Source organism: Streptomyces niveus (genome assembly GCF_001723055.1).
GTDB lineage: Bacteria > Actinomycetota > Actinomycetes > Streptomycetales > Streptomycetaceae > Streptomyces > Streptomyces niveus.
In genome coordinates this window covers 16,082-36,981 of sequence record NZ_MDCR01000032.1, presented here as the reverse complement: position 1 = coordinate 36,981, position 20,900 = coordinate 16,082, and the positions used below count along the sequence as shown (strand labels likewise).

Annotated in this window: 18 protein-coding genes; 14 read left to right on the top strand and 4 right to left on the bottom strand. The window is 70.7% G+C overall.

Features of this window, described 5'->3' with window-relative positions:
• Positions 1-151 precede the first annotated feature (151 nt).
• Positions 152-1,618 (bottom strand): S1C family serine protease, encoded by a 1,467-nt coding sequence (locus tag BHU15_RS04420; RefSeq protein WP_069625944.1) that lies wholly within the window; start codon positions 1,616-1,618, stop codon positions 152-154.
• 270 nt (positions 1,619-1,888) lie between these two features.
• Between BHU15_RS04420 and BHU15_RS04415 the strand changes: the two genes are divergently transcribed.
• From BHU15_RS04415 to BHU15_RS04405, 3 genes are all read left to right on the top strand, one after another.
• Positions 1,889-2,710 (top strand): glycerophosphodiester phosphodiesterase, encoded by an 822-nt coding sequence (locus tag BHU15_RS04415; protein WP_069625943.1) that lies wholly within the window; start codon positions 1,889-1,891, stop codon positions 2,708-2,710.
• A 75-nt stretch (positions 2,711-2,785) separates the two neighbouring features.
• Positions 2,786-3,397, top strand: a complete 612-nt coding sequence (locus BHU15_RS04410; RefSeq protein WP_079127890.1) for an ATP-binding protein — start codon at positions 2,786-2,788, stop codon at positions 3,395-3,397.
• A gap of 186 nt (positions 3,398-3,583) precedes the next feature.
• The gene (locus BHU15_RS04405; RefSeq protein WP_069625941.1) at positions 3,584-4,564 is read left to right on the top strand and encodes a DUF5926 family protein; all 981 of its coding nucleotides are present in this window, start codon (positions 3,584-3,586) and stop codon (positions 4,562-4,564) included.
• Positions 4,565-4,847: 283 nt separating this feature from the next.
• On the opposite strand, the gene BHU15_RS04400 is transcribed toward BHU15_RS04405, so the two are convergent.
• A complete protein-coding gene (locus BHU15_RS04400; protein ID WP_069625940.1) occupies positions 4,848-5,366 on the bottom strand; it encodes a hypothetical protein in 519 nt (172 codons plus the stop codon).
• A 228-nt stretch (positions 5,367-5,594) separates the two neighbouring features.
• Positions 5,595-6,278: a bifunctional DNA primase/polymerase gene (locus BHU15_RS04395; protein ID WP_031230723.1), complete on the bottom strand. Its 684-nt coding sequence runs from the start codon at positions 6,276-6,278 to the stop codon at positions 5,595-5,597.
• 520 nt (positions 6,279-6,798) lie between these two features.
• On the opposite strand from BHU15_RS04395, the gene BHU15_RS04390 reads away from it, so the two are divergent.
• Together BHU15_RS04390 and BHU15_RS04385 are read left to right on the top strand one after the other, a co-directional pair.
• Positions 6,799-8,307, top strand: coding sequence for a PP2C family protein-serine/threonine phosphatase (locus BHU15_RS04390; RefSeq protein ID WP_171908310.1), 1,509 nt, complete (start codon positions 6,799-6,801; stop codon positions 8,305-8,307).
• Between the two features lie 137 nt (positions 8,308-8,444).
• The gene (locus BHU15_RS04385) at positions 8,445-9,977 is read left to right on the top strand and encodes an aminopeptidase P family protein (RefSeq protein WP_107422782.1); all 1,533 of its coding nucleotides are present in this window, start codon (positions 8,445-8,447) and stop codon (positions 9,975-9,977) included.
• A 96-nt stretch (positions 9,978-10,073) separates the two neighbouring features.
• Here BHU15_RS04385 and BHU15_RS04380 read toward each other — a convergent pair whose 3' ends face one another.
• Positions 10,074-10,577 (bottom strand): ATP-binding protein, encoded by a 504-nt coding sequence (locus BHU15_RS04380; protein ID WP_069625939.1) that lies wholly within the window; start codon positions 10,575-10,577, stop codon positions 10,074-10,076.
• Between the two features lie 192 nt (positions 10,578-10,769).
• On the opposite strand from BHU15_RS04380, the gene BHU15_RS04375 reads away from it, so the two are divergent.
• From BHU15_RS04375 to BHU15_RS04335, 9 genes are all read left to right on the top strand, one after another.
• A complete protein-coding gene (locus BHU15_RS04375; RefSeq protein WP_069625938.1) occupies positions 10,770-11,630 on the top strand; it encodes a hypothetical protein in 861 nt (286 codons plus the stop codon).
• Between the two features lie 230 nt (positions 11,631-11,860).
• Positions 11,861-12,583 carry a YcnI family copper-binding membrane protein gene (locus BHU15_RS04370; RefSeq protein ID WP_069625991.1) on the top strand — a complete coding sequence of 241 codons (723 nt, stop codon included), beginning with the start codon at positions 11,861-11,863 and terminating at the stop codon, positions 12,581-12,583.
• A 68-nt stretch (positions 12,584-12,651) separates the two neighbouring features.
• The gene (locus BHU15_RS04365) at positions 12,652-13,311 is read left to right on the top strand and encodes an SCO family protein (RefSeq protein ID WP_069625937.1); all 660 of its coding nucleotides are present in this window, start codon (positions 12,652-12,654) and stop codon (positions 13,309-13,311) included.
• Entirely contained in the window at positions 13,308-13,778 is a 471-nt protein-coding gene (locus BHU15_RS04360) for a copper chaperone PCu(A)C (RefSeq protein WP_069625936.1), read from the top strand. The genes BHU15_RS04365 and BHU15_RS04360 overlap by 4 nt, the downstream gene beginning before the upstream one ends.
• Positions 13,779-13,792: 14 nt before the next feature.
• Complete coding sequence (locus BHU15_RS04355) at positions 13,793-15,814, top strand: copper resistance CopC/CopD family protein (protein ID WP_069625935.1); 2,022 nt, start codon at positions 13,793-13,795, stop codon at positions 15,812-15,814.
• A 100-nt stretch (positions 15,815-15,914) separates the two neighbouring features.
• Positions 15,915-17,141: an iron uptake transporter deferrochelatase/peroxidase subunit gene (gene efeB / locus BHU15_RS04350; RefSeq protein ID WP_069625990.1), complete on the top strand. Its 1,227-nt coding sequence runs from the start codon at positions 15,915-15,917 to the stop codon at positions 17,139-17,141.
• A gap of 94 nt (positions 17,142-17,235) precedes the next feature.
• On the top strand, positions 17,236-18,171 hold the full coding sequence (pheA, locus tag BHU15_RS04345; RefSeq protein ID WP_023540327.1) for a prephenate dehydratase: 936 nt from the start codon (positions 17,236-17,238) through the stop codon (positions 18,169-18,171).
• Between the two features lie 560 nt (positions 18,172-18,731).
• The gene (gene serS / locus BHU15_RS04340) at positions 18,732-20,021 is read left to right on the top strand and encodes a serine--tRNA ligase (protein WP_069625934.1); all 1,290 of its coding nucleotides are present in this window, start codon (positions 18,732-18,734) and stop codon (positions 20,019-20,021) included.
• On the top strand, positions 20,018-20,851 hold the full coding sequence (locus BHU15_RS04335) for an HAD family hydrolase (protein WP_069625933.1): 834 nt from the start codon (positions 20,018-20,020) through the stop codon (positions 20,849-20,851). Before serS ends, BHU15_RS04335 begins: the two co-directional genes overlap by 4 nt.
• The last annotated feature ends 49 nt before the right edge of the window (positions 20,852-20,900 follow it).

Below are 20,900 nucleotides of genomic sequence, written 5' to 3'. Positions count from 1 at the left end.
AGGCATATTTCACGGCACGGCTGTGGCGGTTAAATCAGCGTTTCGCCCCTGTCGCGTGGAGAGACGCGAGATGGGGCGCCCAAGTGGGCGCCCCATCAGGCCTGTTCGTCATGCCCTGAGCACGTACCGCCTACCGCCTACGGCGCACCGCCTACCGCGTATCGCCCTTGCGCTCGCCCAGCGTGACGTCGACCTGCGACTCCTTGCCGTCACGCGTGTACGTGATCTTGATCTTGTCACCCGGCTTGTGCGTCCAGATCTCGCTGATCAGCGTCGGTCCGCTGTCGATCGGCACGTCGTTGAACTTCGTGATCACGTCACCCGACTTGAGCCCCGCCTTCGCGGCCGGCCCGTCCGGCGTCACCGCCGGAGTGCCGCCCCCGCCGTCGCCAGAGATCGTCGCGCCGTCGCCGCCCTCCGCCATGGAGACCGTCGCGCCGATGACCGGATAGACCGGCTGACCGGTCTTGATCAGCTCCGCGGCGACCGTCTTCGCCTGGTTGATCGGGATGGCGAAGCCGAGGCCGATCGAGCCCGACTGGGACCCGCCGCCACCGCCGCCGCCACCGCCCGAGGGCTGGATGGCGGAGTTCATCCCGATGACCGCTCCCCGCGCGTCCAGCAGCGGGCCGCCGGAGTTGCCGGGGTTGATCGAGGCGTCCGTCTGGAGCGCGCTCATGTACGAGTTCTTGTCGCTCGTGCCGTCGCCGGAGGCCACCGGGCGGTTCTTGGCGCTGATGATGCCCGTCGTGACGGTGTTGGAGAGCCCGAACGGTGCGCCGATCGCGATCGTCGAGTCGCCGACGGCCACCTGGTCCGAATTGCCCAGGGCCAACGGCTTCAGCCCGGACGGCGGGTCCTTCAGCTTCACCACGGCGACGTCGTAGCCCTCGGCGCGGCCGACGACCTCGGCCGCGTACTCCTTGCCGTTGGAGAACGTCGCCGTCAGGTCGCCGCCGTCGGCGGCCGACGCCACGACGTGGTTGTTCGTGAGGATGTGGCCCTGCTTGTCGTAGATGAAGCCCGTGCCCGTACCGCCGTCGCCGCCCTGGGCCTGCGCCGTGATGGTGACGACGCTCGGGAGCGCCTTGCCGGCCACCGCCGCCGTACTGCCCGCCTCACGCTTCAGCGCGGGCGCGTCGGCCGCGGAGACCGTGGTCGAACCACCGCCGACGCTGTTGTCGCTGTTGCGGTCCGCCGCCCAGTAACCGATCCCGCCGCCGACCACACCGGCGACCAGCGCCGCCGCGAGCACCGCCGCCATCAGGCCACCGGGACGCTTACGGGACGGCTGCGGGCCGGACGCGGGCGGCTCGCCCCATCCGCCGCCACCGCCTCCGTAATGAGGCTGGGACGGCGGGGGCGGGGGCGGCGGCCATCCCGCGTCCGGGGCGGAGCCGGTGGGCCCCGCCGAGCCGGGGAGGTACGCCGGTACGGCCCCGGGCAGCTGCGTCGTGGGCTCGGATCCCTGACCGGGCTCACTGGCCCGGCCGGGCTGCTCCGGATACGGCGGCGGTGCCTGCTGCGCGGACGCGGGCGTGCCCTCGGGAGCGGCAACCGGCACGGGAGGTGCGGACGGGGCGGATGGGACCGCTGTGCCCTCGTTCTCGGTGCTCACAGTCTTTTACTCCTCAGGTTCCACATCAGTCTTCGGCAAGAGTTCCGCTGTTTTCCGCCGCGTTCAGGTGTCGGCACATGCCCTTCGACATGTACACGTCTCTCGTACGTCGCTGCCCTCAGCTTTTCCCACAGCACGTCAGGCCACGGTAAGCAGGAGCTGTGTGTCTCCCCGCCATCCTTTATTACGGGACAAACGGGGCGCATCCTCAGGACGTCCCGGAACGGGCACCGCCCCACGCTTACCCCGTCTCGGTGACACCATGGCGGGGTGACTCAAGCACGGCAGCACAGCATCCAGGTCGTCGCCCACCGAGGAGCCTCCGAGGACGCCCCTGAACACACTCTGGCCGCATACAAGAAGGCCATCGAGGACGGCGCCGACGCACTGGAATGCGATGTACGGCTGACCGCCGACGGGCACCTCGTGTGCGTACACGACCGCCGCGTGAACCGCACCTCCAACGGACGCGGCGCCGTCTCCGCCCTGGAGCTCGCCGATCTGGCCACCCTCGACTTCGGCTCGTGGATGGAGAACATGGACAGCGAGGAGAGCCCCGACTGGAAGGACCGCTCCCTCACCTCCGTACTGACGCTGGAGCGCCTGCTGGAGCTCGTCGCCGACACCGACCGGCGCATCGAGCTCGCCATCGAGACCAAACATCCCACCCGCTGGGCCGGACAGGTGGAGGAGCGGCTGCTGCACATGCTGGCGCGCTTCGGACTCGACGGCCCGGCGCCCGGCGAGGGGCCCGGCTCGTCCCCCGTACGCATCATGAGCTTCTCGGCCCGGTCGCTGCACCGCATCGCCGACGCGGCCCCGCAACTGCCGACCGTCTATCTGATGCAGTTCGTCTCGCCCCGGCTGCGCGACGGTCGACTGCCGGCGGGCGCCCGGATCGCCGGGCCCGGCATCCGCATCGTGCGCAACCAGCCGGGCTATGTGGAACGGCTTCACAAAGCGGGCCACCGTGTCCACGTCTGGACGGTGAACGAACCGGAGGACGTCGAACTCTGCGTGCGCCTCGGAGTGGAGGCAATCATCACCAACCGCCCCAAACAGGTGCTGTCCCAACTGGGACGCCTTGCCTGACTTGTCGGGGATTCGGGAGCACAGAGGGTGACGCGGAGTACACCGGCGCGTTCGGTACGTGTTCGAGGCTGTTGAGTGCGTCACCGACCTTCCCTTGGCCGGTTTCCGGTCCAGGCCATTGGGGCATTCACACCGTGGCGTGGGGCAAAGGAGGTCTCGGGGGTGGCGTTTGTGGTGGCACAGGAAGTGCCCACGTCGTCGAGCATGGCCGTTCCCCATGGCCCTGCGGGCGTGGGACAGGCGCGGCATCGGATGCGCGCGGAGCTGCGCGGCCGAGGGCTGTCGGACGCGGTCGTCGACGATGCCGTACTGATCCTCTCCGAACTGCTCAGCAATGCCTGCCGGCACGGCAGACCGCTGGGCCGTACGGAGATCGGGGACGGGGACGTACGCGCGGCCTGGGAGGTCGACCCGGAAGGGCGGCTGACGGTCGAAGTGACGGACGGTGGCGGTCCGACCCGGCCGGTTCCCGCCACGCCCTCGGTCACCGCGCGCGGCGGCCGGGGACTGAACATCATCACCTCGCTCGCCGAGGAGTGGGGCGTACGGGACAGCACGTCCGGCGAGGTCACGGTGTGGGTTCTCGTCATCACCGAAGGGCACCGCCATGACGACTTCTCTACGCGCGTCGCTGTCCCGGGGCTGGACTTCGGCGACACCTTCGACGCGGTCGACGACCTGAGCTGACATCCCGGATCCACGATCCCGGCCGATGCCCGTACCGAGGCCGCGAACTGAAGAACGGCACGGGCGGCGGATCGGCGGGCGGAGCCCGTACTCGCCCTCCCCTGCCCGGCGTTGCGCCCACGGCGATACGCGGTACGGCTAGGCTCGCGCCCGACACCGCACTGCCGCTATCGGGAGAAGCCCACCATGGCCAAGAAGCGCCCCCAGACCAAGGCCGCGAAGGCTCAGTCCGCGAAAGCTCAGCTCACGGACGGGCCGATTCCGGTCGTGGGGGCCCGCGAGCCCTGCCCGTGCGGCTCGGGCCGCCGCTACAAGGCCTGTCACGGCCGGGCAGCCGCACAGGCCGTCACCGAGCTGGTCCAGCGCCCCTTCGAGGGGCTGGCCGGCGAGTGCGACTGGATCGCGCTGCGCGAGCTGGTACCCGCCGCGACCGCCGAGCTGACCCTCAAGGGCGGCCTGCCGGAGGGCGTACCGTCCGTGACCCTGGCGACCGTCCTGCCGATGGCCTGGCCCGCGCTGCGTCGCGACGACGGCTCCGTACTCCTCGCGCTGCAGAACGACACCTCCTCCGGCGACCTCAGCCGCGACCTCGCCGACACTCTCCGTCGCGCGCTCGACGCCGAGCCCGGCAACCCGGTCACCGCACAGCGCGTTCCGGCCGACGGGCCGCGCCTTCAGGACCTGCTGGACCCCACGGCCGAGTTCGCGCCGGTCGTCCACCCGGGCTTCGAGTTCTGGGTGCCGGACGCCGAGAACGCGGCTCCCGACGTGGCCGCGTCGCTGGAGCGCGCCAACGCCGCCGCGATCCCGACGGTGAAGCTCACCGGGGTGGACGCCGCGTACTGGTGCGAGACTCCGGACAAGAACCACCTGCGCTGGGTCATGCCGCACCCCGAGGAGAAGCTGCTCGACGCGCTCGCCCGGCTGCACGCGGCCGGGACGTCGAGCCTCGGCGAGGGGACCCGGCTGGTCGGCTCCTTCCGGGCGCACGGGCTCACGGTCCCGGTCTGGGACCTGCCGAGCCCGATGCGTGCCGAGGACTGCGAGAAGCCCGCGGCGGAGCTCCAGGAGCGGCTGACCGCCGCCCTCGCGGTGGACGCGCCGCTGACCGGCGACGAGCGCCGGGCGCGCGGCGGGCTCACCAACCGACAGGTGACCCTCAGCTGAGGCTCAGATAAGGCTCAAGAAATTCATCGCCCACGGTGACAGTCGTCACAACTGCCCGTACCGGCAAGTAATTTCTTGTCCGAATACATCAGATCGAATTTGCTAACCGCCGATCTCTTGTTACCGTTCTAGAAGCCCGGTCGCTGGTGCATCCCCCGTCGCCAGCGACCGGGCGTCTTCGTTCTCCGGTGGTGTTCAGTGAAATTTTCGGAGTGAACACTGCAGGGTTGTCGCGCCGTTGCGGCGCCTCTCGGCGGTCGCTTCCGCGAACCGGCCGGACATGTCAACTGGCATACGGAGCAGTCGAGTTGCTGCCGGACCTGAGCAGCAGCGGCCCGGTTCCGTCGGCACTTCCAGCGAACTCCGCGACCGCCCAGTACCGTGCGGGCTTTCCCGCGGTGCGTTCACGCGGAGTTTCACAAGAACCCGGCTCGCCGCCGTCTCGTACCGCGCAGTGGGACTGCACGGTCCGTCCGCCGGGCCCCATCAGGCTGAGCACGGAACGCAATTCCTCACCTGATGCATTCCGGTAGTACGTACGGCCCCAGGTGTCCCCGTTCTCGGTGAGAACACAGGTCTGGGCCTCGATCCCGTCACGCGACGTGAGCGCCGGACCGCAGCGTTCAACGGCCCTCACATCACCGTTCCCGGACTTCTGGATGACGGGGGCCCGAGGCACCGCGCGGGGCGCGTCGGGCGCCGCGTGCCCGGCGGGGCCGCCCGCGGGACCCGCCGAGGCGGCCAGCGGGAGCAGGGTGGTGAACACCACGACGGCGGCGAGCCCGATCACACGGAGATTCATGGGGCCCACCTGCCGCTGCCGAAAAGATCTTGACCGTCGGCCGACGATATCGGCGAAATCGGGCCACCCGGCGCGCCGCACGCCCATTTCCCCTACAACTCGCGCTCCCTCGCACCCGTACGAGTGACAGCCGGCACGGAAACCGGGCCGCACCTCTCAGGCGCGGCCCGGCAATGCGGATGGCGTATGTACGCCACCGGCGTGGGGCGTACATACGCCCCCGAGGGTTCAGTACGCGAGCCTGCTGCCGCCGTCCGGCGCGCTCGTGCTCGCCTCGACCAGCGCGTCCACGACCGCCTCGACGTCCGGCAGCCACGGCGACGCCGACCCGGGCAGTGGCGCCCGCTCCCAGCGCACCTGACCGCCGACCGCCTCGGACGGCGGGAGCACCAGATAGCCGCCCTCGCCGTGGAAGCGGAGCGAACTGGGCACCCAGTCCTTGGCGAAGAGCAGCTCACCGAGCCGCTCCAGGGTGTACGGGGCGACCAGCAGCGACCAGCGCGTGGGGGTCGCCACGACCGGGCCGAGGCGCATGCCCATCTGGTCCAGTGCCACCAGCGCACGCTCCCCGGCGGCAGCGGGCAGACTCACCGCGCACGGCGCGGTGCCTCCGGTGGCCATCACGATCGGTGCCGCCGGCCGGTTGGCCCACCACCAGCGCACCATGCGCGCGTCGGTGGTCGCGGCCAGCAGACCGGGGTCGAAGGGATGCGCGCCGGGTACGGCGCACTCGGGATCCGGGCAGGCGCAGCCCTGGCCACGGTCGCCCCGGCCGCCGGACGTCTTCAGGCCGGCTCCGGGAAGTACGGGCCACTGCCATGCCGTGGCGCACGTCAGTGCCGCTTCGAGTGGGGCAGGCATCCCCTTGCGCCTGAACAGGAGCCTGCGTCGCCTTCCGAGGATCTCGCGCATGAGCGCTCGTTCCTTTCCGTTGAACGCCGAGGTCCACATGCCACACCGGAAAATCTGTGTGCATGGCTTCACTGTGCGTATCGCTGTGCGTACAGTCGACGTATGTCGTCGACGCTCCGCCGCCCCTTTGGACGGGGCGCGGCCGGACTTCGCCAACCTGCGGCTGGGCTCACCGCTCCTGGGCCGAACGCAGTGTGTCTTCGTTAACGCGTAGCGACGGGTGGCGCACTCAATGGTCTGTCGATCTCGCTGTGACAGCCCCACCACTCCGGGATGGCGCGCGGGCTACGACGGATAAGACGCCGAAGCCGTCCGTCAGGTTCCGGGACAGTCCCAACTGCCCCCGTCCGTCACCGTTTACGTACCCATCACGTGCGGGATGACGCTCCTCCACGATGTCGCCTGGGCTTCACCGGGGAGTCTCCTGTCGAGCCCTCTCAGTCGATCGCAGAATACTGCGCTGGGGTCATTTTCTCGCCAAGATAACCGTCGCACAGACACCAGCAGTTCCGCCAGGACAATGCTGGACATCGCCTCAGTTGTGCGTGTACATGTGGATGCACTGATAGTGGCGCAGTATCACCTGGTGGTTTGCAATGCTATTGCGCGAAACGCACCAGTCAGAAAGCCGGTTGCCATGAGCGCTCCGCACATGCCGAAAGTGGCTGGAATCGATTCAGCAGTTCCGGCTCCCGCGCACACTGCCCCGCCCCTCGACGAGTCCGCCGGTGCGCCCGTGGTCATGATCCAGGACCGGCTGGCCGGCTGGGTCTCCGATCTGACCACCCTCCACGAGCTCACGGAACGCCTGGTCAGGACAGGCTCGGTCGCTGCCGCGGTGGCTGAGGTCGTACGGGCGGGAGCCGCCCTCGTCGGCTCGTCGCGCGGCCTGGTCGTCCTCGAACCGGCGCCCCGCGCGGACGAGCACATCCCCCGCACCACCGTCGGACTCGGTCTCAGCCATGCCGATCTCGGCCAGCTGGAGACCGTACCGCGCGACGCGACCTCCTACGGACGGCTCCTCGACGACACCGGAGTGCCCAGGGCTGCGGCCGAGTCCGTCGGCGACGTGCTCGGCGACCCGGACCTGGACCCGCTGCACCGCGACGTGGCCCGCAGGCTCGGCTACCGCGCCACGTACGCGGTCTCCCTGACATCCGAGACGGCGGGCCGGATCGGCGCCGCGGTCTGGTTTTACGACGAACCCGCCGAACCGGTGGAAAGGCAGCGCCATCTGGTGGGTCTCTACGCCCGGTACGCCGCCGAGCATCTGGCGCGCCTCCTGGAGCTGGAGACCGCCCGCGCGCGTGAGGCCACGATCGCCGACGAGCTGCTGCCCAGCCGGCTCCCCCGCGTACCGGGGGTACGGCTCGCCGTACGGCACCGTACGAACGGACGCGGAGGCGGCGACTGGTACGACGCGCTGCCCCTGCCCGAGGGTGCGCTGGGGCTCGCCGTCGGGTCGGTGAGCGGGTCGGGACCGAGCGCCCTGGCCGCCATGGGGCGGCTGCGCGCCTCCCTGCGGGCGTACGCGGTGATGGAGGGCGAGGATCCCGTCGCCGTCCTGTCCGACCTCGAACTGCTCCTGCGGCTGACCGAACCGGCGCGCACCGCCACCGCGCTCTTCGCCTACGCCGAACCGGCGCCGCGCAAGATCCTGCTCGCCGGGGCCGGTCACGCGCCACCGCTGATCGTGGGGGAGCGGCGGACGGAGTTCGTCGAGACGACGCTGTCGGCGCCGCTGGGCATGCTGTCCTGCTGGGAGGCGCCGAGCGTGGAGCTGTCTCCCGCACCGGGAGAAACGGTGCTGCTGTACACGGACGGGCTGCTGCGGCGTACCGGCGACCCGATGGACCGGGCTTTCGCGCGGCTGCACGCGGCGGCGGCGAGCGTGCCCAGGAGCCTGCGGGACGACCCGGGGGCCGTCGCCGACCACGTACTGCGGCTGGTGCTGCCCGACGGGCTCGACGAGCCCGCCCCCGGCGCCGACGCGGAGGATGTGGTGATCCTCGCCGCGCTCTTCGACTGAAGCGGACTGTCGCCCTCCGGCCGCCCTCCGAGTTGTCCACAGGCCCCCTGGCCTGTCTCCCGTACAGACATACGATGGGGCCTGGACCCGAAAGGTCCAATCCCGAAAGGTCCAATGTCGTACAGAGGAGGCAGACCGTGGCCGAGGAGCTCATCCCGGAAACACCGGAGACCCCGGAATCGCTGGGAGATCAGGACACCGTGCTCGATGACGCCGACGAGGCGTCGGCCGAGAAGCCCATCAAGAAGCGCAAGAACGGCCTTTACATGAGCGTGTCCGACGAGCTGGCCGAGAACATGAAGTCGGGCTGGGCCGACACGGAGCTCCACGACCTGGAGCCCATCGCACAGGCGTCGCACACCGCGGCCCGCCGTGCCGCACTGTCCGCGCGATTCCCGGGCGACCGTCTGGTGATCCCCGCGGGCGGCCTGAAGACCCGGTCCAACGACACCGAGTACAGCTTCCGTCCCTCCACGGAATACGCGTATCTCACCGGCGACCACACCGAGGACGGCGTCCTCGTGCTGGAGCCGACGCCCGGCGGCGACGGCCACCGGGCGACGATCTATCTCACCCCCCGCTCCAACCGGGGCAACGGCGAGTTCTGGCTCGACGGCCGCCAGGGCGAGCTGTGGGTCGGCCGCCGGCACTCGCTCGCCGAGGCCGAGCAGCTGATCGGCCTGCCCGCGAAGGACGTCCGGGAGCTGGCCCAGGCGCTGCGCGAGGCGACGGGCCCCGTGCGGGCCGTCCGCGGGCACGACGCGGCCATCGAGGCCGCGCTGGCCGACAAGGTCACGGCTGAGCGCGACGAGGAGCTGCGCGTCTATCTCTCCGAAGCGCGCGCCGTGAAGGACGAGTTCGAGATCGGCGAGCTCCAGAAGGCCGTCGACTCCACCGTCCGCGGCTTCGAGGACGTCGTACGGATCCTCGACAAGGCGGAGGCGACCAGCGAGCGCTACATCGAGGGCACGTTCTTCCTGCGCGCCCGCGTCGAGGGCAACGACATCGGTTACGGCTCGATCTGCGCCGCGGGCCCGCACGCCACCACCCTGCACTGGGTGCGCAACGACGGCGACGTGCGCTCCGGTGATCTGCTGCTGCTCGACGCCGGCGTGGAGACCCACACCCTCTACACCGCCGACGTCACCCGCACCCTGCCGATCAACGGCCGGTTCAACGAGTTGCAGCGCAAGATCTACGACGCGGTGTACGAGTCGCAGGAGGCCGGTATCGCCGCGGTGAAGCCGGGCGCGAAGTACCGGGACTTCCACGACGCCTCGCAGCGCGTGCTCGCCGAGAGGCTCGTCGAGTGGGGACTGCTCGACGGACCGGTCGAGCGCGTCCTCGAGCTGGGTCTCCAGCGCCGCTGGACGCTGCACGGCACCGGGCACATGCTCGGCCTGGACGTCCACGACTGCGCCGCCGCGCGCACGGAGGCGTACGTGGACGGGACGCTGGAGCCCGGCATGTGTCTGACCGTCGAGCCGGGGCTGTACTTCCAGGCGGACGACCTCACGGTGCCCGAGGAGTACCGGGGCATCGGCGTCCGCATCGAGGACGACATCCTGGTCACGGAGGACGGCAACCGGAATCTGTCGGCAGGGCTGCCGCGTACCTCCGCCGACGTCGAGGCGTGGATGGCCACCGTCAAGGCCACCGAGCGGGGCTGAGCCGGACAGCCGTCGGCCCGGCCGCGCGTCTCGCGCGGCCGGGCCGTCCGGGTAAGAGGTCTCTTCCGGGCCTTGGGAACCTGGTGCCCCGACCGGTCAGACTCCGGCGGCCGTGCCGCCCAGGGCCACCAGCGGGGTCTCCTCGCGCCACTTCAGGATCTTGTCGAAGCTGATCACCGCGCCGCGCCCCGGCCGGTTGCGCCAGTGGACATGGTCGGCCAGCTGCTCGATCAGCGACAGCCCCCGCCCGTCCTCGGCGGACTCGGCAGCAAGCGGGGTGGGCCGCCTTTCCGCCCCTCGGGAGGGGAACCCCGGCCCGGAGTCGGACACTTCGATACGGCACTTCTCGCCGTCCAGATACGCGGTCACCCGGTACGCCTCCGACGCCGGGGACGTCACGCCGGACCCCTCGGGACCCTCGTGCCCGCCGCCACCACCGTGCTCGACGGCGTTCGCGCATGCCTCGGTCAGGGCGATGGACAGGTCGAAGGAGATGTCGGGGTCGACGCCCGCGGTCTCCATCGTGCCGATCAGAAGACGGCGCGCCAGCGGGACGCTCGCGGCCTCGCGCCGCAAATGGAGGGACCACCAGATGCTCATGCTCCAGCCTCCTGGCCACAGCTCGACATACCGATACGTATTGCCCTGGTAGGCGACTCGTAAGCACATCGATCACGTGAAAGAACTCATTCGGCGGACGCGCATGGACGGCCCTCCGTTGTATGGGACAGAGGGTGATCTTCCGGACCTGCCGTACGAAGCCACCGACCGCAGTGCGATGATGACCCGGCCATGCCGGATCGTGTCGCACACACCGGAGCCGGTCTGCGGCTCCTCAGGACCGCGGTGTTCACCGCGGTCTGTGTCGTGCTGGCCGGGACCGGACATGTGATCGCGGCCTGTCAGGCCGTCCCGTGGTGGACGCTCGTCGTCGGATTCGGCGGTGTCTTCGCCGTGGCCGCGCCGCTCGCCGGACGCGCCCGCTCGCTGCCCGCCATAGCGCTCGCCCTGACGGGTGGACAGCTCGCGCTGCACACCCTGTTCGGGATGAGCCAGCATCACCTGACCATGCGCCCGGGCGCCGACGACGTACTGATCCGCATGGCGGCGAAGCTGATCTGCGGCGCCGGTCCGGCCTCGCTGAGCGCGGGCGACGCCCACCGCATCGTGACCGACGCCGGGATCGACCCCGCCACCCTCGGCGCCGGGCCCGCGCAGGGCGGTCACCTGCACGATGGCATGTCCGCCGCAACGACCGCCCAGGCGGCGGCCGATGGGACCGGCGGGGCGGCGGCACTGCTGCCGGAGCTGCCGAGCCTGCCCATGTTCCTCACCCACCTGCTGGCCGCCCTGGCGACCGGCTGGCTCATGCGCCGCGGCGACCTCGCGCTCGCGCGGCTCGCCACGCTCTCGTCCCAGGGCCTCGGCGACGGCTTCGGCGAGGCCGTCGCCGACAACGCGCGGCTGCGGGCGCTCCGGGCCGCCCTCGGTCTCGTACGGGCCCTGCGCGCCGGGCTGCCGGTCACGCCGGCCCCCGGACCGCTCGCCAGGCCCACCCCCCGGCGCGACGCCCCGCCGTCGTACGCGGAGGAGACACTCCAGCATTCGGTGATCAGGCGCGGCCCGCCGGCCGTATTCACTCTCGCCGCCTGACGCGACGACACGCCCCGTACGTAGTACGGAGGACGGTGCCGTCGCGATGCCGACGCGTATCCGCGCACGGCTCACCGTCTCTCCCACACCCGTGGAGTGTCTCTGTCATGAACGCCTCTCGTACGAACACGTCTCGTCGCGGTGTCTCGCGGCCGTCCACCGTCGGCCGTACGCGCACCGCGCGCCGTGCGGCAGTCGTCGGCGGCGTCGCCGCGTCCGCCGTCGTACTGATGGCCGGTCCCGCCCTCGCGCACGTCGGCGTACAGCCGGTCGGCGAAGCCGCCAAGGGCGGCTACGCGACGGTCAACTTCAAGGTGCCGAACGAGCGCGACGACGCCTCGACGGTCAAGCTCGAAGTCAACTTCCCGACCGAGCACCCGCTGGCGTCGGTGGCGCCGCAGACCGTGCCCGGCTGGAAGATCGTCGTCACCAAGAGCAAGCTCGCCAAGCCGATCGAGATGCACGGCAAGCAGATCACCGAAGCCGTCTCGAAGGTCACCTGGACCGCCACGGGCGACGGCGGGGTCGCGCCCGGCTACTTCCAGCAGTTCCCGCTCTCCATCGGCCAGCTGCCCGAGAACGCCGACCAGCTGGTGTTCAAGACCCTCCAGACGTACGACAACGACGAGGTCGTGCGCTGGATCGACGCGCCCGTCGAGGGCGCCGAGCCCGAGAGCCCGGCGCCGGTCCTGACGCTGACCGCCGCCTCCGAGGACGGCCATGGCGCACCCGCCGGCGACAAGGCGGGCGACGACGCCAAGGGCGGCGCGGACCACGCGTCCGACGAGAGCGCGGACCACAAGACCGCGAGCGCCGCCTCCTCCGACAGCAGCGACGGAACGGCCCGTGGCCTCGGCATCGCCGGCATCGTCATCGGCATCGCCGGTGTCGCCTACGGCGTCCTGGCCGGCCGCCGCCGTACCCCGTCGTCCACCGACACCCCCGCCAGCTGATCAGCGGGCGCGGGCCCGTCGAAGGGCCCGCGCCCGGAGCCCGTAATCCACCAATGGGAACTATCTCCATGCGCAAGAAGACCGTGCTCACCGCCGCCGCACTCACGGCGGTGGCGGCACTCACCCTGTCCGCCTGCGGAAGCGGCGACGACGACTCGTCGAAGCCCGTGGCCGATGTCTCCACCCAGCCGAAGACGCAGGCGGCGACCGTGCTCGACAAGCCCTTCGAGAAGCCGAACCTCGTCCTGAAGGACACGAAGGGCAAGACGTACGACTTCCGCGAGGAGACCAAGGGCAAGCCGACGCTGATCTACTTCGGCTACACGCACTGCCCCGACGTCTGCCCGCTGACGATGAGCAACATCGCCATCGCCCGGAAGGCACTGCCCAAGGCCGACCAGGACAAGCTCCAGGTCGTGTTCGTCACCACCGACCCCGAACGGGACACCTCCGCCGAGCTGGCCAAGTGGCTGCCCAGCGCGGGCGACCCGTCCTTCGTCGGTCTCACCGGCGACTTCGCGACCATCCAGGCGGGCGCGCGCCAGGTCGGCATCGGCATCGAACCGGCGACCAAGGAGAAGGACGGCACCGTCGTCTCCATGCACGGCGCCCAGGTCATCGCCTTCTCACCGAAGACGGACGGCGGTTACGTCCTGTACGGGGAGGACACGACCGCCGACGACTACGCGAAGGACCTGCCCAAGCTCGTCAAGGGCGAGACCCCGTGAGGCGGCGCGGCGCTCCCACGGCCGCCGCAGCGGCGCTCGCGTCGCTGCTGTCAGTGGTGGCGCTCGCCGGGTGCTCGTCGGCGGACGCCGCCGAGGACACACCTCAGTTGAAGGTCACCGGAGCGTTCATGCCGCAGCCCGTCAGCGACATGGCGTCCGGCTTCCTCACGGTCACCAACAGCGGCGGCGCGGCGGACAAGCTCACGTCCGTCACCAGCGACATCTCCGACGAGGTCACGATCCACGAGACCAAGGACCAGAAGATGCGGCAGGTGAAGTCCTTCGACATCCCGGCCGGCGGCGAGCTGAGTCTGGCGCGCGGCGGCAGCCATCTGATGTTCATGGGCCTGAAGACGAAGCCCGAACAAGGCCAGCGGATCTCCGTGGAACTGCACTTCGAGAAGACCGACCCCATCAAGGTCGACCTTCCCGTCAAGGAGACCACCTACAACCCCACGCAGCACTGAGGGACTGACTCACCATGACGGCCATCGCCCCCCGCTTCGGACCACAGCTGATACGGCTGCTGCTCGTCACCGCCGTACTGACCGTCGGCCTCCTCGGCGCGCTCGCCGGTACGGCGTCGGCGCACGCGGCGCTCACGGGCAGCGATCCGAAGGACGGGGCGGTGGTCGACGTCGCTCCACGGGAGGTCACCCTCACCTTCTCCGAACAGATCGCCATGGGCGACGACTCCATCCGGGTCCTCGACCCCAGCAGCAAACGTGTCGACGTCGCGAAGATGCGGGACCTGAGCCAGGGCGGCACCGTCCGCTACGCCGTCGGCCTGAAGCCCGGACTGCCCGACGGCACGTACACCGTCGCCTGGCAGGCGGTCTCCGCCGACAGCCATCCCGTGTCCGGCGCCTTCACCTTCTCCGTCGGGGCGCCGTCGGCGACCACGGCCACCGTGCCCGACCAGGAGGCCGGAGGCGGACTGGTCGGCACGCTGTACGACACGGTGCGCTACATCTCGTACGCCGGGTTCATCCTGCTCGTCGGCGGTGCGGCGTTCGTCCTGGCCTGCTGGCAGCGGGGCGCGTCCGTACGGCCGTTGCAACGGCTCGTCGTCGGCGGCTGGGTCACGCTGACCGCGGCGACACTCGTCCTCCTCCTACTGAGGACGCCGTACACCGGGTCCGGCAAGCTCGGCGACATGTTCGACCTCGGCGGTCTTTCGGACGTACTGGACACCAAGACGGGCGCCGCGCTCGTGTCGCGGCTGCTGCTGCTCGGGGCCGCCGCGCTCTTCATCGCCGTGCTGTTCGGCGCGTACGCGAAGCGCGTCACGGAAGCAGAAGCGGAAGCGGAAGCGGAAGCGGAGATGGACGGGGAGGGCAACGCGGAGGCGGGGAAGGCGAAGGCCGATCTCGCCTTCGGGCTGAGCCTGGGCGGCACGGTCGTCGCCGCCGGGATCGCCGGGACCTGGGCGCTGTCCGAGCACGCGTCGACCGGGATCCAGACCGGCCTCGCCATGCCGCTCGACGTCCTGCATCTGCTGGCCGTCGCCGCGTGGCTCGGCGGCCTCGTGTCGCTGCTGGTCGCCCTCTACCGGGTGCCGGACCTCGAACGGGCCGCCGTGCGGCGCTTCTCGCGGATCGCCTTCACCAGCGTCGTCGTGCTGGCCGTGACCGGGGTGTACCAGTCGTGGCGGCAGGTCGGCTCCTGGGACGCGTGGACCGGTACGTCGTACGGGCAGCTCCTGCTGGTCAAGATCGGGCTGATCGCCGTCCTGCTCGGTGCCGCCTGGTTCTCGCGGCGCTGGACGGGGCTGCTGGGCGAGGACGCGAAGACCGCGAAGACCGCGGAGGCGGGCGCCGAAGCCGACGCCGAAGCAGGCGTGAAAGTCGGTGTGAAAGCCGGCGTCGACGTGGTGGAGGAGACGGCCGAGAAGGACGTGGCGGAGGCCGGCACCGCTGCCGACCCCGAGCGTGCCGCCCAACTCGCCCGCCAGCGCACCGCGCTGGCCACCGCCCGCAAGAAGCGCGACCGCGACGCCGACACCGAGCGGTCCGGACTGCGCCGCTCCGTACTGATCGAGGCGTGCGTCGCCCTGGTGGTGCTCGCCGTCACGACCGCCCTGACGGGCACCGAGCCGGGCCGTACGCAGGAGAAGGAGGTCAGCCGCACCGGCACCGAGGCCGCCGCTCCCGCGCCCGCCCGCCCCGTCAACCTCACCGAGCCCTTCGACACCGGCGGTACGAAGGGCAAGGGCACCCTGCGGCTCACCATCGACCCCGCCCGCCCCGGCACCAACCTCATGCACGTCTGGATCGACGGCCCGGACGGCAAGCCGATGGACGTGCCCGAGGTGAAGGTCGCGTACACCCTGAAGTCCCAGCAGATCGGACCGCTTCCCGTCGTGCCCGAGCGGCTCGCGGCGGGACACTGGAGCGCGGGCAACGTACAGATCCCGATGCCCGGCGACTGGCACCTCCAGGTGACCGTGCGGACGTCGGACATCGACCAGACCACCATCGAGAAGAACGTGAAGATCGGCTGACCTCGTGAGCGACACCCGTACGACCGGCGGCACCGGAAACGGAACCGGAACCGGAACCGGAACCGGAACTGATGCGCCTTCCGCCGACGCCAGGCCCGCGATCTCGCGGCGGCGCCTGATCGGTACGGCCGGCGCCGCCGGCGCCGCGGGCCTCGTCGCCGGGGCGGCCGGCGGGAGCGCCGCGTACGCCGCGACCCGCCCCGACGAACCGACCGCGCTCGCCACGGTCGGCTCGGCCACCGTCGCCTTCCACGGCGCCCACCAGGCCGGCATCACCACCCCGCTCCAGGCCCGCGGCCATCTCGTGGGCCTCGATCTGGCTCCGGGAGCCGGGCGCAAGGAGGCCGCCGCGCTGCTGCGCCGCTGGTCGGGGACCGCGCGGCGGCTCATGGCGGGCGAACCGGCCGGCGAGGGCGACACCGGCATCGCGCTGGACGCCGGGCCCTCCGCGCTGACGGTCACCTTCGGCTTCGGCCGGACCTTCTTCGACGTGACGAAGCTGGCCGACCGCCGCCCCTCGGCGCTCGACCCGCTGCCGGCCTTCTCCTCGGACCATCTCGACGCCCGCCGCAGCAACGGCGATCTGTGGGTCCAGATCGGCTCGGACGACTCGCTCGTCGCCTTCCACGCGCTGCGCGCCCTCCTTAAGGAGGCGGGCGACGCGGCGCGCGTACGGTGGCAGATGAACGGCTTCAACCGTTCGCCCGGCGCCACCGCCCGGCCCATGACGGCCCGTAATCTGATGGGCCAGGTCGACGGCACCAACAACCCGAAGCCGACGGACGCCGACTTCGACCGGCGGATCTTCGTTCCGGCGAAGCCGCCGGCCGGGACACCCGACTGGATGGCGGGTGGCTCGTACGCCGTCGTACGCCGCATCCGGATGCTGCTCGACGACTGGGACGCCCTGCCGGTCGACCGCCAGGAACTGGTCATCGGCCGCCGCAAGTCCGACGGCGCCCCGCTCACCGGCGGCACGGAGACGACCGCGCTCGCCCTGGACAAGACCGGACCCGACGGCAAGCTCGTCATCCCGGACAACGCGCACGCGCGGATCTCGGCGCCGGAGCAGAACGGCGGGGCCGCGATGCTGCGCCGCCCGTTCTCCTTCCACGACGGGCTCGCGGCGGACGGCACCCCGGACGCGGGTCTGCTGTTCATCTGCTGGCAGGCCGATCCGCTGCGGGGCTTCGTGCCGGTGCAGCGCAAGCTCGACCGGGGTGACGCGCTGTCGGCTTTCGTACGGCACGAGTCGAGCGGCCTGTACGCGGTGCCCGGCGGGCCGCGCGAGGGCGAGTACGTGGGCCAGCGGCTGCTGGAGTCCTGAGGGGGCGGGGAGGCCGGTCAGAGCCGAGGACGGCCCGGGAGCGGCGTCGGAGCTGAGGTCCTGGGCCGTCCACCGGTCGGACTAAGGTGACCACATGTCGGCCACGCGCTATACGTACCTGGGCCCCGAGGGCACCTTCACCGAAGCCGCCCTCCGCACCCTTCCGGAAGCCGCCACCCGGGAGCTGATCCCGATGGTCTCGGTGCCCGCCGCCCTCGATGCCGTACGGCACGGGGACGCCGCGGCTGCCCTCGTACCGATCGAGAACTCGGTGGAGGGCGGAGTCACCGCGACCCTCGACGAACTCGCGTCGGGCGAGCCGCTGATGATCTACCGCGAGGTGGTCCTGCCGATCGCCTTCGCGCTTCTCGTCAGGCCGGGCACGGCCCTTACCGACATCAAGACGGTGACCGGACATCCGGTGGCGCAGCCGCAGGTGCGCAACTGGCTGCGGGCCCATCTGCCGAACGCCCTGTGGGAGTCTGCCGCGTCGAACGCGGACGGCGCGCGGCTGGTCCAGGAGGGCCGGTTCGACGCCGCCTTCGCGGGTGAGTTCGCGGCGGCGACGTACGGGCTGGAAGCCCTGGTCACCGAGATCCACGACGCCGAGAACGCGGAGACGCGTTTCGTCCTGGTGGGCAGGCCCGCGCGGCCGGCGGCGCCGACCGGGGCGGACAAGACGTCGGTGGTGGTCTGGCTCGGCGAGGACCATCCGGGCGCGCTGCTCGAACTGCTTCAGGAGTTCGCCGTCCGCGGGGTCAACCTGATGCTCATCCAGTCACGGCCGACGGGCGCGGGCATCGGTAACTACTGCTTCGCCGTGGACGCCGAGGGCCATATCTCGGACCGGCGGGTGGGCGAGGCGCTGATGGGGCTGAAGCGGATCAGTCCGAAGGTGCGGTTCCTGGGGTCGTACCCGAGGGCCGGTGTGACTCCGCAGGACGTACGGCCGCTGCGCGCGGGGACGTCGGACGGGGAGTTCATGGACGCCGCCGACTGGCTGGCCCGCAGCCAGGACGGGCGGATCTGAGCCGACGGCGGCGGTGGGGCGACGGGGATGGGCCCTGTTGTCCACAGAGTTATCCACAGGACGGTCGGCCACCCTGGGGACAAGTCGACAGCGCCGGACGGCAGGGTCGACAAATCTCCTCAGCGACAGCGCTTCCGTCCACAGGACGCACAGCCGGCCCGTGTCACCTCTATTCCATTGATCAACTCGTTGGAGGGACCAAGTCCCACCCGAACGAGTATGTGAAGCGGGTCCTGGCGGAGAATCCCCCCACCTCCACGGGGACTTTCACCGTGCGGCCCCTCGCGATCCACAGATTCCCCACACAGCCTGTGGATAACTTTTGAAGCCGGTGCGCCTCTGTGGACAACGTCGCCCCAAGTGCCCTGCGCCGTAAGGGAAATGAGTCAACCCGGCATCGCCGGTGCCCCTTTCCGGGGAATTGGCCACCTGTTATTGACGTAAGGGGCCCTCCCCTTTCACCCTTTCCCCACTCTCCTCAATTGCGGCAATTCAGACAAAGCATCACACGCTGAAATATGGGGTGGGGTGGCGGAAGCACGCACCGGTAGCCTGGTGGGGTGATTGACCTTCGCCTGCTCCGAGACGACCCCGACCGTGTCCGCGCCTCGCAGCGCGCCCGTGGAGAGGACGTCGCCGTCGTCGACGCCCTGCTCTCCGCCGACGAGCGGCGCAGGGCCTCCGGCGTCCGCTTCGACGAGCTGCGCAACGAGCAGAAGACGCTCGGCAAACTCGTCCCCAAGGCCGCCGGCGACGAGAAGACCGAGCTGCTGGCCCGTACGCGAGAGCTGTCGGCGGCCGTGAAGGCCGCCGACGCCGCGCAGCACGAGGCGGACGAGGAGGCCAGGCGGCTGCTCCTCCAACTGGGCAACGTCGTGCACCCGGACGTGCCCGTGGGCGGCGAGGAGGACTTCGTCGTCCTCGACACGATCGGCACCCCGCGCGACTTCGCCGCCGAGGGCTTCGAGCCCAAGGACCACCTGGAGCTCGGCGAGGCGCTCGGCGCCATCGACATGGAGCGCGGCGCGAAGGTCTCCGGCTCGCGCTTCTACTACCTGACGGGCATCGGCGCGCTGCTCGAACTCGCCCTGGTGAACGCGGCGATCGCGCAGGCGACCGAGGCCGGCTTCATCCCGATGATGACTCCCGCGCTGGTGCGCCCGCGCGCGATGGAGGGCACGGGCTTCCTCGGCCAGGCGGCGGAGAACGTGTATCACCTGGAGAAGGACGACTTCTACCTGGTCGGTACGTCGGAGGTGCCGCTCGCCGCGTACCACATGGACGAGATCATCGACGCCGACAAGCTGCCCCTGCGGTACGCGGGCTTCTCGCCCTGCTTCCGCCGTGAGGCGGGGACGTACGGCAAGGACACCCGGGGCATCTTCCGGGTGCACCAGTTCGACAAGGTCGAGATGTTCTCGTACGTCGACCCGGCGGACGCCGAGGCCGAGCACACACGGCTCCTGGAGTGGGAGAAGCAGTGGCTCACCGGCCTCGGGCTGCCCTTCCAGGTGATCGACGTGGCCACGGGCGACCTCGGTGCCTCGGCCTCGCGCAAGTTCGACTGCGAGGCGTGGATCCCGACGCAGGGCAAGTACCGCGAGCTGACGTCCGCGTCCAACTGCGACGGCTTCCAGGCCCGTCGGCTCTCCGTACGGATGCGTGAGGCGAAGGACGGCAAGCAGCAGGTGCGGCCACTCGCGACGCTGAACGGCACGCTCTGCGCGGTCACGCGCACGATCGTGGCGCTGCTGGAGAACCACCAGCAGGCCGACGGTTCGGTGTGGGTGCCGGAAGTGCTCCGTCCCTACCTGGGCGGGCGCGAGACGCTGGAGCCGATCGCCAAGTGAGCGCCGCCGCCCCCGCACCCGCCGCCGGCTTCCCGTACAAGCTCGTCGCGACCGACCTCGACGGCACGCTGCTGGGCGAGGACCACACGGTCTCCGCCCGTACGCGTGAGGCGCTCACCGCCGCGACGGCGGCGGGGGCGGCGCACATCATCGTCACCGGGCGGGCCGTGCCCTGGACGCGCGGCATCCTCGACGATCTCGGGTACGACGGGTTGGCGGTCTGTGGTCAGGGCGCGCAGGTTTACCACGCCGGTGAGCACAGACTGCTGACGTCGGTGACGCTCGACCGGCAGGTGGCCGTCGTCGCGCTGTCGAAGATCGAGGCGGAGGTGGGCCCGCTGGCGCTGGCCGCGAGCCGTGACGGTCTCGACGGTGACGTACTGATCGGGCCCGGCTACCAGGTCCAGGACGGCCCGCTGCCCTCGCTGCGCCTCGACGACCGCGCGGAGATGTGGACCCAGCCGATCAACAAGGTCTACATACAGCACCCCGAGCTGAGCGACGACGCGTTGGCGAAGGTCGCGCGGGAGACGGCCGGCGGCATGGTGGCCGTGGTCATGGCGGGGCCGGGGGTCGTGGAGATCCTGCCGCTGGGTCTGAGCAAGGCCACGGGGCTCTCGCTGGCCGCGCGGCGGCTCGGCGTGACGGCGGCCGACACGATCGCGTTCGGCGACATGCCCAACGACATCCCGATGTTCGGCTGGGCGAGGCACGGTGTGGCGATGGCCAACGCGCACGAGGCGCTGAAGGCCGTGGCGGACGAGGTGACCGCGTCGAACGAGGACGACGGTATCGCCGTGGTGCTGGAGAAGCTGCTTCAGCGGAGCTGACGCGACTCGGTCGGTCGGTCGCGGTGGTCGATGTGCTCGATGTATGTGC

Bases quoted from the DNA above. Each gene is read 5' to 3' on its own strand.
- BHU15_RS04405 (WP_069625941.1), top strand. From the start codon at position 3,584: ATGGCCAAGAAGCGCCCCCAGACCAAGGCCGCGAAGGCTCAGTCCGCG.
- BHU15_RS04400 (WP_069625940.1), bottom strand. From the start codon at position 5,366: ATGAATCTCCGTGTGATCGGGCTCGCCGCCGTCGTGGTGTTCACCACC.
- BHU15_RS04395 (WP_031230723.1), bottom strand. From the start codon at position 6,278: ATGCGCGAGATCCTCGGAAGGCGACGCAGGCTCCTGTTCAGGCGCAAG.
- BHU15_RS04390 (WP_171908310.1), top strand. From the start codon at position 6,799: ATGCTGGACATCGCCTCAGTTGTGCGTGTACATGTGGATGCACTGATA.
- BHU15_RS04380 (WP_069625939.1), bottom strand. From the start codon at position 10,577: ATGAGCATCTGGTGGTCCCTCCATTTGCGGCGCGAGGCCGCGAGCGTC.
- BHU15_RS04375 (WP_069625938.1), top strand. From the start codon at position 10,770: ATGCCGGATCGTGTCGCACACACCGGAGCCGGTCTGCGGCTCCTCAGG.
- BHU15_RS04370 (WP_069625991.1), top strand. From the start codon at position 11,861: ATGGCCGGTCCCGCCCTCGCGCACGTCGGCGTACAGCCGGTCGGCGAA.
- BHU15_RS04365 (WP_069625937.1), top strand. From the start codon at position 12,652: ATGCGCAAGAAGACCGTGCTCACCGCCGCCGCACTCACGGCGGTGGCG.
- BHU15_RS04355 (WP_069625935.1), top strand. From the start codon at position 13,793: ATGACGGCCATCGCCCCCCGCTTCGGACCACAGCTGATACGGCTGCTG.
- pheA (WP_023540327.1), top strand. From the start codon at position 17,236: ATGTCGGCCACGCGCTATACGTACCTGGGCCCCGAGGGCACCTTCACC.